The following is a 15093-nucleotide window of genomic DNA, read 5'->3' as shown; positions in this document are numbered from 1 at the left end:
AAAACACAAGTACTCAAATCCCGAAATTCGACAGTCCAATGTACGATATAGTTAACTATGATGAATATGTTTGTAGATCATGTCTAGTAATATATTTTTGTCATAAGGTTTTAGTATATAGTCACTTAAACCCGCCTGCAAGATCTGTTTGTTTAACTGTGTTACATCAACCGCTGTTAGCGCAATAATTGGAGTTTCGTCATCAAATTCTCGAATTCTTTTTGTTGTCCCAATCCCATTAAGTTTTGGCATATTAATATCCATTAAAATGATATCATAAGAATTATCATTTGCAAGTTTTATAGCATCAAAACCATTATCAATAGTTGTACATTCAAAATTCTCTTTTGATAAAATTTTATCGGCAACAAGAAGATTTAGTTTATTATCATCAACTATTAGTGCTTTTTGTTTTGTAGTATTATCAGCTTTAAATTCTTTTCCATTTTTTTTTGGAACTTCAAGATTTAAGACGAATGCATATTCAGAACCTTGACCATTGGTATCGTTTACTATGATCTCGCCATCTATTGATTTTGCAAGTCTTTTTACTATGGTAGTATTCAGTCCTATACCTAAATATGATTTTTTGATACTTTCAATATTTATAAATTCCTGATATATGGATTTTTCATCTTCTTTAGAAACCTCATGTCCATCATGTTTAACTTTAAAAACAATGTTGCTAGTACTTTCTTTTTGAGTAATCAGACTCACAGATAAAAATATATTCCCATTTTTGGTAAACCTTAATGCGTTACTAATAAGATTCATCAATACCTGAGATAAAACTGATGGACTTCCTTGTAATTCGTTAGGGATAGCCGCATCAAAATCAAAATGAAGTTTATTATCGCTATTTGCTGTAGCATAGCTGAACGATTGAACAATATTTTGAGTAATTTCTTTTAAATCAAATATGCTTTCTTGCAGTTTAATTTCCTCATTGCTGATATGATTTACCTGTATTATATTATTGATGAGCGTTAAGAGATAATCTCCAGAAAACTTTAGAGATTTTAGATTTTTATTTTCTTCAAGTTTGGGATATTCTTGTGCCAATAGGTTGGTCAACCCCATAATACCATATAAAGGTGTTCTTAGTTCCTGACTAAGTGAGGTGATAAACTGTTTATTTATTTGAGATTGTTGCTCTGTCTTTTCTTGTAATGATTCCAGTTCTTTATCCCTAATTTTTAGCCTTAGGGAGATTTTATAATAGCTAAAACCCAGAAAAAATAGTATTCCCAACACAACGATTCCAATGATATAATATAGCATATCTCTAAATTTTATAGAAAAATAGAAATACCAGATTTATCTTACAAGTTTAGAGCTATATTTTTTTATTATTAGACACTTTTTTGTGTATATTTATAGGTATGACATCATGTGACCTTTTTTTGCCAGAATCAAAAAAGTTTACATCAGTTCTATAAATACACCAGTTTGGTAGAGTTTTTGATCTTATTAACAAAGAAAAAGTAAGGTATTGGTTATATTTAACGACAGATATCACAAAAAGAGTGAGTACATGAAGATTAAACTTGTTTTTATACTATTCTTATCCTTTGGTGTTTCTATTTATGGTCAGATAGAAAAACCAATATCTACATTGAAAATAGATGATGAGAGTACTCTAAAAACAGATAACAAATACAGTCTTTCTACAGGGTTATCCAAACCCGTGAATAATTTTACTCTAAATAAAGAAACAAAACTTAAAGATCCTTCTATACCTTTTAATCGAATGCATAAACCATTTGATATGAACGAGGATATTGGATTGTTAAAACCTGGTCAAAAATTAACTCCTAAATGGTTTAAGAAAGATAATGAAATAAAAGAAGAGTTTAAAAGTGATCAATATTTGGGAGATTTTAAAAGCACCTCAGAATTTGTACAACTTATATATAGAGACCATCAGTCGGTGGATGGAGACATTGTTAGAATTTTTGTAAATGATGATGTTGTTAGATCCAGTGTAGCCCTTGATGGTACTTTTAGAGGATTTCCGATCAATCTTATTAAAGGTTTTAATAAAATTGATATTCAGGCGCTCAATCAGGGAGCTTCTGGTCCTAATACAGCGCAGTTCCAACTATATGATGATTTAGGTAATCTAATTACATCTAATGAGTGGAACCTAACAACAGGAGTAAAAGCAACTCTTATTGTTGTAAAAGAGTAGTTGTTTGCAGGATATTATATATTATTAAACAGATTTCTTTTCTTTAGGATCTATTTCAAGCTCTTTAGTAAGATCAAGTTTTCTAAATACTGGAGAAATTAATCCAGTAATTATTACTGTTAGTAACGTCATACTTCCTCCAAATACTACAGCAGTAACAGTTCCCATAAATCTTGCAGTAATCCCACTTTCAAAAGCTCCTAGTTCATTTGATGATCCTACAAACATTGAATTTACTGAAGATACACGACCGCGCATATGATCAGGTGTTTTAAGTTGTAATATAGTTTGCCTGATTACCATAGAGATACCATCGGTTACACCGCTCAAAAACAAAGCCATTACAGATACCCAGAATATAGAAGAAAGTCCAAAAACAATGATACAAACCCCAAATCCAAAAATAGCTATTAGTAATTTCATTCCGGCATTTTTATTAATTGGAAAATAGGCTGTAGTAAACATGATTATAAAAGCTCCTACTGCCGGAGCAGCTCTTAGGATTCCAAAACCTTCCGGACCTACTTTTAGAATATCCTGTGCAAAAATCGGCAATAAGGCAATTGCTCCCCCAAAAAGTACTGCGACCATATCAAGTGTGATAGCACCCAAAATTGCTTTTGTAGTAAAAACAAATTTTATACCTTCTTTCAGGCTTTTCAGTATAGGTTCTCCTATTTTGGGATTCAAGATAGGTTTCTTAGTGATCTGGGTCAAACTCAATAAAGCGATAAGCGAACATCCAAAAATCATAAGCATGGACCAATGAACATCAATCCAGTTAATAGCAAATCCTGCAATTGCTGGACCTAATACACCACCAATTTGCCAGACTGAGCTACTCCAGGTAGCAGCATTGTGATAAATATTTTTTGGTACAATCAACGCAAATAAAGAAAAAATTGTCGGCCCTAAAAATGCTCGTATGATTCCTCCCAGAAAAACCAGAAAATAAATACCGTATAATACTATCTTCTTAGGCATAGAAGCTGTGGCTTCTGGCCAGGTAAGATAAAATAATCCAAAACTAATAATAGAAAATCCCAGAATACATTTTATAAGTAAGCTTTTCTTTTCTTTTTGATCTACAATATGCCCTGCAAATAAGGCTAATGAAACCGCTGGGATAACCTCCATTAAACCAATAATTCCTAACGATAGTGGATTTTTTGTTAAACTATATACTTCCCATTCTATAATAATAAATTGCATGCTCCATGCTAATACCATTGCAAAACGTACAATCAAAAAAATATTAAATTCTCTATATCTTAGTGACGCGTAAGGATCATTTTTCATCAAAAAATGGTTGTTTGTATAAAGGTGACAAAGATGTTTTATTAGAAAGCCATCTCATAGCATCTCCGTTTATTTTAACCTTGTTTTAACGTATTGAAGAGGAGATAAGATTTTTAGCCCTAAATCTGGAATAAGATTGTACACTGCTAAAACCATGAAAATTAATAAGTTAACAGTATATGGTTTATAATGATCTTAAATAGAGCAATTTTTTTATAAAACCCATTCGTCATTTTTACGTAAATAACCGCTATTTAGGCTTTCTTTTTGTAGTTTTAATGAACCAATTTATTTACTAATGAATATTAAAAAGAAAGTCTCATCGTTATGTATCATCGTAGGAGTATTGTTCACCATTTTTTCATGCAAAAACACAAATAATATGGAGTTTGCTAATAATTTTGTGCATTCAGTATATTTTTGGCTGAATCAACCAGAAAACGAAGAAGACAGGAAAGCTTTTGAAAAATCATTACAGAAGTTTTTGAAGACATCAAAATATGCGAAAACTAATTTTATCGGAGTTCCTGCGGGTACTGATAGAGATGTAGTGGATGGATCGTATACGTATTCTCTGATAGTCACTTTTTCGTCAAAAGAAGAACAGGATTTATACCAGAAAGAAGAAGCCCACCTTCTCTTTATCAAGGAGTCCTCTTCTTTATGGAAAAAAGTACAGGTCTATGATTCTGTTACTATTGATTAATATCTGATCTGGTAAGCTATACTATTTAGGAATGAAACCAATGTTATTCATCGTGGTGATGTTCTCTTTTATTAATAGACTTACTGTAAATAGCTTGAAGGAAATACTATATATTTAGTACCATAATCTGTTGTGGATTTAGAAATAATTATGTTAGAAAAGCATCAATTCGAGTATTTTGTCCACATGAAATGAAGACAAAATGTATCAAGAACAGCTTTTTTTGGATTTAAATTCTATTCTCGATATACTTCTCCTAAAGTCGAAGTACTGCCATTGACGTATTCTTTAACTCGTCAGTTTAAATACTGGATAAATGCACAACGGGTTACTATAAAAGAAGTAGTGTTTTACTATATAAAAAAAGAGGGTGTCTGACTTTTCAAACATCCTCTTTTTTTATTGTGGGTATTTTTTTAAATCTTTATCCGTTTACTCGATAATCGAGATTTATACGATTTATAACTAAAAATTTCGCATATTCATCGTTTCTTTTTCCTTTCTACTTCGTTTAAAAAATAAACCGTAGCTATAGCTATGCTTGATTTTTTTGCCTTGCATAAAGAAAAAATAATTCAATGAATTTATACGAATTTTTTAATCACAAATCGTATTACTTGGAGGTTAACTGCGAAACCGAAGTCGATTTTTTAAACCTGGTCTAAATAATCGCCCAAATTCCCCAGTGTATCATCCCAAAACTGTTCATAGAATTGTAGCCATTTATTTACTTCTATGAGAGGTTTGGCATTGGCATAGCAAAAGCGTTCACGCCCTTTGGTATCCATAAAGATCAAACCAGCATCTTCGAGTGTTTTAAGGTGTTTGGTAATTCCTTGTCGGCTTATATCAAATTGATTTGATATTTGAGTAATGGGCAGGGCAGTAGCCGCCAGTACTAAGGCATGAAAAATTTCGCGCCTTGTTGGATCCGCTATTGCTTTTAGGGTTTTTGTGATTTTATCCTGCATGCACTTCCTGAATAAGATATTGAGAAAGCTTACTAATACAATTGTCCCAGCCACCATTAAAACTAGTAAACATGTGTATAGCAGTTTCTGCGGAATAATTGGAGATTCCAGAATGTTCGAGATAAAGCTTAGTACCCTCATCAATTTTTTCTAACCTCCAGGTTACTTTCGTTTCTACATCAGTACCTTCAACAATCCAAGTGTAAATTAGCGTATAAGGAGTTGCTTTCTGAACAATCCCAGTAATCGGAGTGCAGTTTTCCTCTTTTGGAGCAATAAAGGTATAACGATAGCCTTCTTCTGCTTTAAAATCTGCCGAAATAAACCAAGTGGATATTTCTTCGCCTATGGTGATAGCTTTCCATACTTTATCGATAGAATGCTTAAATACCTGTTCTTTTTTGATAGAGTCTTTCATGATTAAAATTTTGAAATAATTATTAAATGCAACTATATGGTTGCAAATTTAAGAAACAATACTTAATACGCAACTTTTTGGTTGCTTATTTTTTCATTTCGTTGATAACTTGTAAGGAAATGGAAAGTATGCCTGTATACTAATATAGTCTAATTGCTCCCAAAAATCTATAAGGTCATATTCTCCATCTTCAGCTTGTAGCAGATGGTTTACCTTTATAGTTTGTTTTTATTTCTTTGAGAAGGGATTTCTATGCTTATGGTTTGTGTTGTGTATAAAGAACTTTTTAGTACTGTCAATATATAAGATTTGTGCATCGAGTAAGGTTGCAAGCTAAGAGCTTGTTTAAAAACCTTACTTCCTGAAAACAAATATTTTAAGAACCGTGAGCTTACTTCAAATAATTAAAATATCTCGATATTCTCATCATTTGAAGTGTCCTCAGAACCTTAAACTATTGATTTTCAATTTGTATTCTTTTTAAACATACTCTTAGCATAGTAAATCATAATTTGTACGTTGGAAATAATTTCACAAATCAAATTTTCCTATTACTAATAAAACAGTAATTATTTCTTTTCAAGAATAAATCAAACTTCATAGAAATAATAGACTACCTTCGATAAAAAATAATGTCGATAGAGCGAAAAGTTCGATTAGTAGAAAACCTTTTTTCTAAATTAGAACAAGAAACCGCTCAGTTTGGGCAAGCATCAGGACTTAGTTGTGTTTCTGGCTGCGGAAAATGTTGTACTTACCCAAATGTAGAAGCTTCTCCTATAGAATTTTTGCCGTGGGCATTTCACTTATTTTTAAATGGAGAAGCAGAAAAGACGATCATTAAGCTTAATAAAACCAAAAGTTTAACTTGTTTAATCTACAAACCTTTATCTATTATTAATCAAGGTCGTTGTAGCAATTACAAATACCGAGGGTTAATTTGTAGATTGTTTGGATTTGCAGCCAATACAGATAAATACGGGAATTTAAGATTAGCTACTTGTAAAATTATCAAAGAAGGTCAAGCAGACAACTATAGTTCTACTGCCCAAGCGATAACTAAAGGCCTTTATGTACCTGTATTTACAGAATACTATATGCAATTAAATCAGATAGATTTTAAATTAGGAAATATTATTTTGCCTATAAACAAAGCACTTAAGATGGCTTTAGAAGAAGTTTTGCAATTTTATGCATACAGACCCTTTCTTCATCTAGGAAAAAATTGTGGTTAAAAAATTAAAAACTATCGTCAGCGAGTATAATTAATTGTGGAGCGTTATAATAAGCTATACCGAATGATTGCTTTAGTAAAATTCTGAAACCTCTTTTTTTATAAAGTATCAGAAAATATCTAACGGTCAAAAAAAGGGAATAAACTATCAAAAAGAAGGTATTATACGATTTGTGATTAAAAAATTCGTATAAATTCATTGAATTATTTTTTCTTTATGCAAGGCAAAAAAATCAAGCATAGCTATAGCTACGGTTTATTTTTTAAACGAAGTAGAAAGGAAAAAGAAACGATGAATATGCGAAATTTTTAGTTATAAATCGTATTAAAGGCATGTATAAAATTTAATTTTATATGTGCTTCTATAAAATAATTCATAAATTCTAGAGAACCCTATGGCAGGATTGATACGATTTGTGATTAAAAAATTCGTATAAATTCATTGAATTATTTTTTCTTTATGCAAGGCAAAAAAATCAAGCATAGCTATAGCTACGGTTTATTTTTTAAACGAAGTAGAAAGGAAAAAGAAACGATGAATATGCGAAATTTTTAGTTATAAATCGTATGACTCCTAGCATTCAAGAAGAGTACTCAGGTAATAAACCAGGAAAAGGCATATGCTTTTAGAATAGTAGAGAGTTCTTTTTTCGTATATTAGTGTATAGCGGTAAATAGTAAGTTAGTCTCGTATTTCTTCTTAATGTAACGATTAATGTATTATTTAAAGTGTTCTAATATAATATTTTATAAATCATAAAAAGCTCTGAAACCAGTATTATAAAAGGGATAATAATCATATTTATTTACCTATTGTAGCAAATTGAAATAAAAAGATTTTTTTTTAAGACTAAATATTCGCGAAAAACCCCTGAAAGATCTTAATTTTGCATCCCTAGAAATTTGAGTTTATGTCTGAATCAGCCACAGAATTAGAAGAAAAAAAATCAGGAAAAGACCTATATAGTTATCAAAAAGGAGCTATTAATAAAATTTTTAAGTGCTTTGAGGATGCACGAGAAGATTATCACTTATTATATCAATTACCAACGGGTGGTGGTAAAACAGTTATTTTTTCTGAAATAGTAAGACAATACCTTAAGCATCATCAGAAAAAAGTATTGGTGATGACACATCGTATAGAGTTATGCAAACAGACTTCCAAAATGCTTACAGGTTTTGGTGTTGATAACAAAGTAGTTGATAGCAAAGCAAGACTGGATGATCAACATAAGTATAGTTGTTTTGTGGCGATGGTAGAAACTCTTAACAACAGGCTGAATGAGAACCAACTGGATATTTCTGATATAGGACTCGTAATTATTGATGAAGCTCACTATAATTCATTTACTAAGTTATTTAAGTTTTTCGAAAAATCTTTTGTTTTAGGAGTAACTGCAACACCATTAAGTTCTAATATAAAACTTCCTATGAAGGATAATTATGACGAGCTAATAGTAGGAGAAAGTATTACTTCTTTAATCGAAAACGAGTTTTTGGCACGTGCAGAAGTATATGCCTATAATATGGGATTAACATCGCTGGAAGTTGGATCTAATGGAGATTATACAGTAAAATCTTCTGAAGATTTGTATACAAATAGTACTATGCTAGGGCAATTGTTACAAGCATATGAGAAACATTCTAAAGGGAAGAAAACACTGATTTTTAATAATGGGATTAATACCTCACTACACGTATATGATACATTTAGATCAGCAGGGTATCCTATTGCTCATCTAGATAATACAGCAACCAAGAAACAAAGAAAGCAGATATTAGCGTGGTTTAAAGAAACTCCGAATGCTATTTTGACTTCTGTTAGTATTTTAACAACAGGTTTTGATGAACCTACCATCGATACTATTATTCTTAATAGGGCGACAAAATCTTTGACATTATATTACCAGATGATTGGTCGTGGTTCACGTATTCTAAACAATAAATCAATATTTAAGGTCATAGATCTAGGAAATAATCACCACCGATTTGGTCCATGGGGAGCAGATCTGGATTGGCAAAAAATATTTGGTTCTCCTGATTATTATCGAGATAGACTTGCAAGTGATGAAGAACTAGAGAGCAGATTTAAACATGAGATGTCAGAAGAGTTACGGGTAGAGTTTTCTAATTCTGAAGAAGTATATTTTGATATCAAGGAAACATATATAGAATCTGTAAGAAAAGGAGAGTCTTCTAAAGTTGTTTTAGAGCGTTCTATAGAACAGCACGCCAAAATATGCATAGAAAATAGTGAAGACGTTTATGATGCTCTGGCATTAGCTAAAATGTTAGGAGAAGACATTGACCATAGAATCCATAGTTATGCTAAATGTATTAGTAAGAGCACCCATAATTTTTTAACCTGGTTAAAGGATGATTATAGAAAGAAGCTTAACTCATATTTGCGGGATAATTTTGATACGCTGTTCGAACAAATTCACGGAAGACCTCCGGAATAGCGTTTGGTAAGATCGTTAGTTTTCAAAATTTCCAGGCAATAAAACGACTTTGTTTTTGACCTTGACTCATTTCAATTGTGGTATATGTTGCTTTTAATTTGGTAAGCTGCTTATATATTTTGGGAACGTTTTCTTTTTTAGAAACTAATGAAGTAAACCATCCCACCTGAGTTTTATACTGTACACTTTGTTTGATCATTCGCTTAATAAATAAAGATTCTCCGCCATTACACCATAATTCATTAGCTTGTCCTCCAAAGTTAAATTCTGGTAATTTAATATCTTGAGTTTTATAATCAGTACTTTTGAGATTATTCAATTTTTTTAGGTTCGCTTTATCAGCATCTTCTTTTGATGAATAAAAGGGTGGATTGCACATAGAAAAATGAAAATATTCTCCTTGGTTAATGATTCCTTCAAAAATGTTAGCGTGATTGTTTTGATGCCTTATTTCTATATTTTTCTGTAATCTTTTGGTCGCTCGTACATTTTTTTTTGCCAGGTCAACTGCCATAGCATTGATATCAGTACCTACCATTTCCCAATTATAAATTTGAGATCCCAGAATTGGATATATGCAATTAGCGCCTGTTCCAATATCTAATCCTCTTATTGTTGTTCTGTGATCATTACTATCTAATAAATCAGATATATAGTGAATATAATCGGCTCTTCCGGGAATAGGCGGGCATAGATGTCCAGGAGGGATATTCCAATCTATAAGCAGATAATCAGACTTTAAAATAGCCTTGTTTAGATGAAATATAGATTCACTGTTAGAAAAATCTATCGTCTTTTTTCCATTAGTATTTACGATAACAAAATCAGATAGTTTATTATGATAGTGACACAATTTGGTATAATCATAAGGCGTATTATGCGCATTTTTTTTATGCAAAAGAAGTGTATTTATGGATTAAACAAATATACAATAGTATTTCTGGTCTGTATAGCAGTATCAGAGTTTGATGAATACATTAGTATTCTTTTTTATCTAGTACTGCATATACTCAATAGCCATTCAAATTTTTTTAAAAAAGGTTCAAAAATCAATTTTTTGGTAGGAATTCACTTTATGAATTCGACGAAACACCATTTTTTTATGACGAATAGTTGTTTTTAAAGGATAAAATACATTTTAAAAAGTTAAAATTATGTTAAAAAAACTTGATTACTTCTTTTTTTATCGCTTTACAAGGTTTGTTTTTAAAGTAATAAAAATGTGGTTTAACCATAATTGGGGAATTTTCACTCTTTTATGCTATTTATAGCCTACTAATACTAAACAGTATGGCTATGAGATTATTTGGTCTGAAATTCAGAAAATTTCTTTAACATTTATAGAATAGTTAATTGTTTTCTAATTTATTATGTAAGCATAGTAATAAAACTAATAAGGGGAAATACCCCTTAATTAGTGTCGCTATATTTTCTATATTTGAACTGTACGATCGGAACAAATAAGTCACACTAATCATATTAATTTCAATACTCAGAAATTAAAAGTTTAATTGTTTTATTCTATTCAATAACAGAAGAATACTGTATTTACTTCCCCGGTTTTGTGTATACCAGAAAGTGAAATTCTATTTAAAAGTTTATTAAAACTCAGCTTTTACAAAAGTAATAAAGTGTATAACCTTAAAAATTAGAATTGAAGTCATGAAGTTGTTGAAAATTATATTTTTCCTATCGTTGTTTGTCTCTTGTGCTGTAGAAGATGATTATGTTCCTTATGAAGTAGAGCATATGTTTTATGAAGACTTACAAAAAGTTATTAAAGTGGATATAATATATGTACAACCAACAAACAAAGCTAATAAATCATCCTACAATCTGGATGTAAAGCATTTTATAAATGACCTGAATGGTAGTTTTTTTAATAGATGCAGTATTGGTTTGGAGCTTGGAGATGTTAAAACGATGTATAATGATGAATTATATGATCTTAGAGATGATAGAAATAATGAGAATATTGTTTTCATGACAGAAACCGAAAATGATTATAACAGAGATAGAATTAATATTTATGTAATAAAAAGATCTCATACGGTCGCAATAGCAGGAATGGGTAGTAATCAACGTGCTCTAATCACGGATGAATTCTTATACAATTCTACGGCACCTCACGAGATTGGCCACGCTCTTGGACTAGGTCATTATCCTGAAGAAGGAAATATAATGAGTGAAATAAGACCTCATTTAAGAAAAAAATTCACAGAGAATCAAATGGCTATGATGCAAGAAAAAATTACTCAAATACAATCAACTTCTGACTAATTAATAAATAAGCAAAACTGATAAAATAAAGATTGCCCTATTAATTACAACCCTAAATTCATCAAACCCAGTTCTAAAAAGATCTGGGTTTGGTTTGTATAAAAAATACTTTTTAGAACCGTCAAATTATTTATCGAACCCTATGAGCTTCAAACGTTTTAAATAAAATCCCTTTATATGCTCGTATATAACATAAATCAGGATCATCATCATCAATCCATAATTTTACAGCATAGGTTTTTCCGCTATCAGCATTGTAAATAGTTCCTCCTGATAATTCTCCATCTATAAACATGAGTTTATCCAAAATCACTAAACCAAGTAGTGGTCTGTTTCTGAGTTTTGCAGCCGGATTTTTGTTATCTAAACCATTTAGATTAGAAATAGGGTTTTGGGCACGTTTAAGGATTTTGCCATAAAAAACTTCTCTTTTTTTATAAATTTCTATTATTGAGCCTCCTTCTATTTGCCATTGACCAATAAAACTTCTTGGAGCATTATCTGAGATATGTAAAAGTAAGAGTAAAAAAGAAAATATGATTTTCATAGAGGATTTGATGTTTGTGCAATATACGAATAAACTCAGATGTTAATTTTATTACATAAGAATCCATGATTTTAAGTATGGTGAAAATTCCCTATGAAATCCAATTTAATTCATTTAATTTTAGAGATGAAAAATAGTAGCAATCAGTAATGGCTTGACTACTTAATTATTTTTATTTAACCAATTAATTTCTCTTAAAACTCATGAAAACCAAAATTATTATGTTGCTGGTAATGATAGTTATTATTAGTAGCAAAGTCGTGGCGCAAAAGAATGCAACAGAACTAGCAAATGAATATCTTATAACAAAAGGTGAAGTCATCTTTAGTTTTACTGTAAAGGAAAAAGCTCAACTTAATGTTATCACAAAAGAATTAGCAATTGTTCATTATGACAATGATACAAAAATCGTCAAGGTAATGGCTGACAAAAAACAATTCTCATCATTTATAGAAAAAGGTATACCGTTTCAGGTACGGCCAGAAGATAATATAATAGGAGATAGGAAAATGACAACTGATCTGGATAGTAAGGTTGCAACATTTCCTCTAACAGCTTATCCTACTTATAATGATTATGAATCCATGATGAATAATTTTGCTGCGACCTATCCTTCCTTGTGTAAATTAGAAAATATAGGTGCTACCACAGAAGGGGATAAATCTTTGTTATTTGTCAAATTATCTGATAATGTAGGGCAGGATGAGCAGGAACCAAGAGTTATGTATACTTCTTCTATGCATGGTGATGAAATAGCTGGATACCCAATGATGCTCGATTTAATTGATTATTTACTTACGACATATACGAATCCAAACGACCCAAAACATGCAGAAATAAAACAATTATTAGATACGAATGAAGTATGGATAAATCCCTTGGCAAATCCAGATGGTACTTTTAGAAATAGTGCTAATAATACCTCAGTTGCAAATGCTACTCGAGGCAACGCAAACAATGTAGATCTAAACCGTAATTACCCTGACCCTGATGATGGAGCAAATCCAGATGGTAATTCCTACCAAAAAGAAACCCTTGCCTTTATGGCTTTTGCCGATTCAAAACATTTTGTGCTTTCTGCCAATTTTCATGGTGGAATCGAGCTCGTAAACTATCCCTGGGATACGTATGCAGGAGCCCATCCTGATGAAGATTATTTTGTACAGATATCATCAGAATATAGAGATTTCTGCCAGTCAAATAGCCCTTCTGGATATTTTGATGGCCGTAATAATGGAATAACCAATGGGTATAACTGGTATGAAGTACAGGGAGGAAGACAGGATTATCAAATCTATTTTAAAAAAGGAAGAGAAGTAACTATAGAATTATCTAATAATAAAACACCTCGAGCAAATCAATTAGTAAATTATTGGAATTATAATAAAGACGCATTAGTTTCTTTTCTAAGTCAGGTAAATTATGGAATTCGTGGAGTAGTTACCGATGCCGTTACAAATCAGCCAATTGATGCCAAAATTACCGTTATAGGTAAAGAGAGATATGAGTCCTGGGTTCCCACAGAATTACCAGAAGGGGATTATTACAGACCTATTAAGGCAGGAACCTATAGTGTGTTGTATGAGGCAGAATGTTATGAACCACTTACATTAACCGGAGTTTCTGTTGCTGATAAGACCGCTGTAATAAGAAATGTTCAATTAACACCAATAGGAGTAACACCACCAACAGGCTTAGCTGTTACGAATATCCAATCTTCAGCTGTTGGTTTGAATTGGAACGGAGCAACAGCAGCGAATTATGATCTGCGATACAGAGCTGTTGGGAGTTCAATCTGGATAACATCCTCGTCTAATTCTAATAGCATCACTATTTCTGGTTTAAGCCCTGCTACTACGTATGAGGTACAAGTGAGAGGTAATTGCAATTCTATTAATTCTGATTATAGTGATCTTGTTAATTTTACGACTACAGCAGTTCCTGCCTGTGCTGGAATCAATAGTTTCCCGTATTCAGAAAGTTTTGAATCTGATTTCGGTGGCTGGACTAATCAGACAACTGATAATATTGACTGGACAAGGGATTCTCAAGGAACACCTTCTAATGCCACGGGACCATCAACGGCTCAGGACGGAACTTATTATTTATATACAGAATCATCAACCAATTCCAGAGGATATCCAAACAAGGTAGCAATATTGAATAGTCCTTGTATTGATTTGACATCCATATCAGGTGCTACTTTAGAATTTGGATATCATATGTTTGGATCAAGTATGGGAAGTCTGGAGGTTTTGGTAAGTAGCGATGATGGTGCTACGTTTACCTCTGTTTGGACAAAAAGTGGTAATATAGGTAATCAATGGAATCAGGCATCTGTTAATATTTCGTCCTATACAGGCTCAGTTATTCAATTACAATTTAAAGGAACTACAGGAACTAGCTGGAGAAGTGATATGGCAATTGATAATGTCAATATACGATCTGCCAGATTTGATTCAGGAATTTCTGCAATGTCAGAAAATACATTGATAACGAATGATCCTGCTAACTCAATTATAATTTATCCAAACCCAGTGAAATATGGAGAAATTTTTGTGAGAGGAATATATTCTAAAAATAGCTCTTTTACCTTGTTTAACTATCAAGGGCAGGTTATTGCAGAGGATATACTAGAGAATAATAAAATCAATGTTTCAAAATTAAGTAACGGAATCTATTTCTTATCGATTAATACAGGAAAAAGTATAAGTACGAGACGATTTTTAGTGCATAAGTAATATCAATTTTATTTTATATTAAAGAAAGCGAGTAGGGAACTACTCGCTTTTTTAGTACAGGTATCACCGATCAATTGGATTATCAATTTCTACACAAGTCTTAGCATCCTAAAAAAAGTATAATACGATTTATAACTAAAAATTTCGCATATTCATCGTTTCTTTTTCCTTTCTACTTCGTTTAAAAAATAAACCGTAGCTATAGCTATGCTTGATTTTTTTGCCTTGCATAAAGAAAAAATAA

General features: G+C 31.5%; 12 protein-coding genes. 6 read left to right on the top strand and 6 right to left on the bottom strand.

Translation table 11 applies throughout. The annotated features are described in order from the left end of the window. Nucleotides 1-51 precede the first annotated feature (51 nt). Nucleotides 52-1281 (bottom strand): response regulator, encoded by a 1230-nt coding sequence (locus F0000_RS05375; RefSeq protein ID WP_149623687.1) that lies wholly within the window; start codon nucleotides 1279-1281, stop codon nucleotides 52-54. 253 nt (nucleotides 1282-1534) lie between these two features. On the opposite strand from F0000_RS05375, the gene F0000_RS05370 reads away from it, so the two are divergent. Further along, the gene (locus F0000_RS05370; RefSeq protein WP_149623686.1) at nucleotides 1535-2191 is read left to right on the top strand and encodes a hypothetical protein; all 657 of its coding nucleotides are present in this window, start codon (nucleotides 1535-1537) and stop codon (nucleotides 2189-2191) included. A 24-nt stretch (nucleotides 2192-2215) separates the two neighbouring features. On the opposite strand, the gene F0000_RS05365 is transcribed toward F0000_RS05370, so the two are convergent. Further along, the gene (locus F0000_RS05365; protein ID WP_149623685.1) at nucleotides 2216-3493 is read right to left on the bottom strand and encodes an MFS transporter; all 1278 of its coding nucleotides are present in this window, start codon (nucleotides 3491-3493) and stop codon (nucleotides 2216-2218) included. A gap of 379 nt (nucleotides 3494-3872) precedes the next feature. Here F0000_RS05365 and F0000_RS05360 point away from each other — a divergent pair, with 379 nt between their 5' ends. Further along, complete coding sequence (locus F0000_RS05360) at nucleotides 3873-4196, top strand: Dabb family protein (RefSeq protein WP_255452627.1); 324 nt, start codon at nucleotides 3873-3875, stop codon at nucleotides 4194-4196. 650 nt (nucleotides 4197-4846) lie between these two features. Here the strand turns inward: F0000_RS05360 and F0000_RS05355 are convergent. Together F0000_RS05355 and F0000_RS05350 are read right to left on the bottom strand one after the other, a co-directional pair. Further along, nucleotides 4847-5167 carry a helix-turn-helix transcriptional regulator gene (locus F0000_RS05355; protein WP_149623683.1) on the bottom strand — a complete coding sequence of 107 codons (321 nt, stop codon included), beginning with the start codon at nucleotides 5165-5167 and terminating at the stop codon, nucleotides 4847-4849. Continuing rightward, nucleotides 5157-5585 (bottom strand): SRPBCC domain-containing protein, encoded by a 429-nt coding sequence (locus F0000_RS05350; protein WP_149623682.1) that lies wholly within the window; start codon nucleotides 5583-5585, stop codon nucleotides 5157-5159. Before F0000_RS05350 ends, F0000_RS05355 begins: the two co-directional genes overlap by 11 nt. Nucleotides 5586-6217: 632 nt before the next feature. Here F0000_RS05350 and F0000_RS05345 point away from each other — a divergent pair. Together F0000_RS05345 and F0000_RS05340 are read left to right on the top strand one after the other, a co-directional pair. Beyond that, on the top strand, nucleotides 6218-6820 hold the full coding sequence (locus F0000_RS05345) for a YkgJ family cysteine cluster protein (RefSeq protein ID WP_149623681.1): 603 nt from the start codon (nucleotides 6218-6220) through the stop codon (nucleotides 6818-6820). A 910-nt stretch (nucleotides 6821-7730) separates the two neighbouring features. Beyond that, nucleotides 7731-9281, top strand: coding sequence for a DEAD/DEAH box helicase (locus F0000_RS05340; RefSeq protein ID WP_149623680.1), 1551 nt, complete (start codon nucleotides 7731-7733; stop codon nucleotides 9279-9281). A 22-nt stretch (nucleotides 9282-9303) separates the two neighbouring features. Here F0000_RS05340 and rlmF read toward each other — a convergent pair whose 3' ends face one another. After that, nucleotides 9304-10179, bottom strand: a complete 876-nt coding sequence (gene rlmF, locus F0000_RS05335) for a 23S rRNA (adenine(1618)-N(6))-methyltransferase RlmF (protein ID WP_149623679.1) — start codon at nucleotides 10177-10179, stop codon at nucleotides 9304-9306. A gap of 764 nt (nucleotides 10180-10943) precedes the next feature. Between rlmF and F0000_RS05330 the strand changes: the two genes are divergently transcribed. Continuing rightward, nucleotides 10944-11561 carry a matrixin family metalloprotease gene (locus F0000_RS05330; RefSeq protein WP_149623678.1) on the top strand — a complete coding sequence of 206 codons (618 nt, stop codon included), beginning with the start codon at nucleotides 10944-10946 and terminating at the stop codon, nucleotides 11559-11561. 130 nt (nucleotides 11562-11691) lie between these two features. On the opposite strand, the gene F0000_RS05325 is transcribed toward F0000_RS05330, so the two are convergent. Further along, nucleotides 11692-12108, bottom strand: a complete 417-nt coding sequence (locus F0000_RS05325) for a DUF2147 domain-containing protein (RefSeq protein ID WP_149623677.1) — start codon at nucleotides 12106-12108, stop codon at nucleotides 11692-11694. 203 nt (nucleotides 12109-12311) lie between these two features. Here F0000_RS05325 and F0000_RS05320 point away from each other — a divergent pair, with 203 nt between their 5' ends. Then, complete coding sequence (locus tag F0000_RS05320; protein WP_149623676.1) at nucleotides 12312-14849, top strand: M14 family zinc carboxypeptidase; 2538 nt, start codon at nucleotides 12312-12314, stop codon at nucleotides 14847-14849. The last annotated feature ends 244 nt before the right edge of the window (nucleotides 14850-15093 follow it).

The organism is Aquimarina sp. RZ0, assembly GCF_008370685.1.
GTDB lineage: Bacteria > Bacteroidota > Bacteroidia > Flavobacteriales > Flavobacteriaceae > Aquimarina.
This window is presented reverse-complemented; position numbering and strand designations above follow the sequence as displayed.

Excerpts from the sequence above, each read along its gene's own strand:
- F0000_RS05325 (WP_149623677.1), bottom strand. The coding sequence starts at position 12,108 with ATGAAAATCATATTTTCTTTTTTACTCTTACTTTTACATATCTCAGAT.
- F0000_RS05360 (WP_255452627.1), top strand. The coding sequence starts at position 3,873 with ATGGAGTTTGCTAATAATTTTGTGCATTCAGTATATTTTTGGCTGAAT.
- F0000_RS05330 (WP_149623678.1), top strand. The coding sequence starts at position 10,944 with ATGAAGTTGTTGAAAATTATATTTTTCCTATCGTTGTTTGTCTCTTGT.
- F0000_RS05370 (WP_149623686.1), top strand. The coding sequence starts at position 1,535 with ATGAAGATTAAACTTGTTTTTATACTATTCTTATCCTTTGGTGTTTCT.
- F0000_RS05350 (WP_149623682.1), bottom strand. The coding sequence starts at position 5,585 with ATGAAAGACTCTATCAAAAAAGAACAGGTATTTAAGCATTCTATCGAT.
- F0000_RS05375 (WP_149623687.1), bottom strand. The coding sequence starts at position 1,281 with ATGCTATATTATATCATTGGAATCGTTGTGTTGGGAATACTATTTTTT.
- F0000_RS05320 (WP_149623676.1), top strand. The coding sequence starts at position 12,312 with ATGAAAACCAAAATTATTATGTTGCTGGTAATGATAGTTATTATTAGT.
- F0000_RS05340 (WP_149623680.1), top strand. The coding sequence starts at position 7,731 with ATGTCTGAATCAGCCACAGAATTAGAAGAAAAAAAATCAGGAAAAGAC.
- F0000_RS05345 (WP_149623681.1), top strand. The coding sequence starts at position 6,218 with ATGTCGATAGAGCGAAAAGTTCGATTAGTAGAAAACCTTTTTTCTAAA.
- F0000_RS05355 (WP_149623683.1), bottom strand. The coding sequence starts at position 5,167 with ATGCAGGATAAAATCACAAAAACCCTAAAAGCAATAGCGGATCCAACA.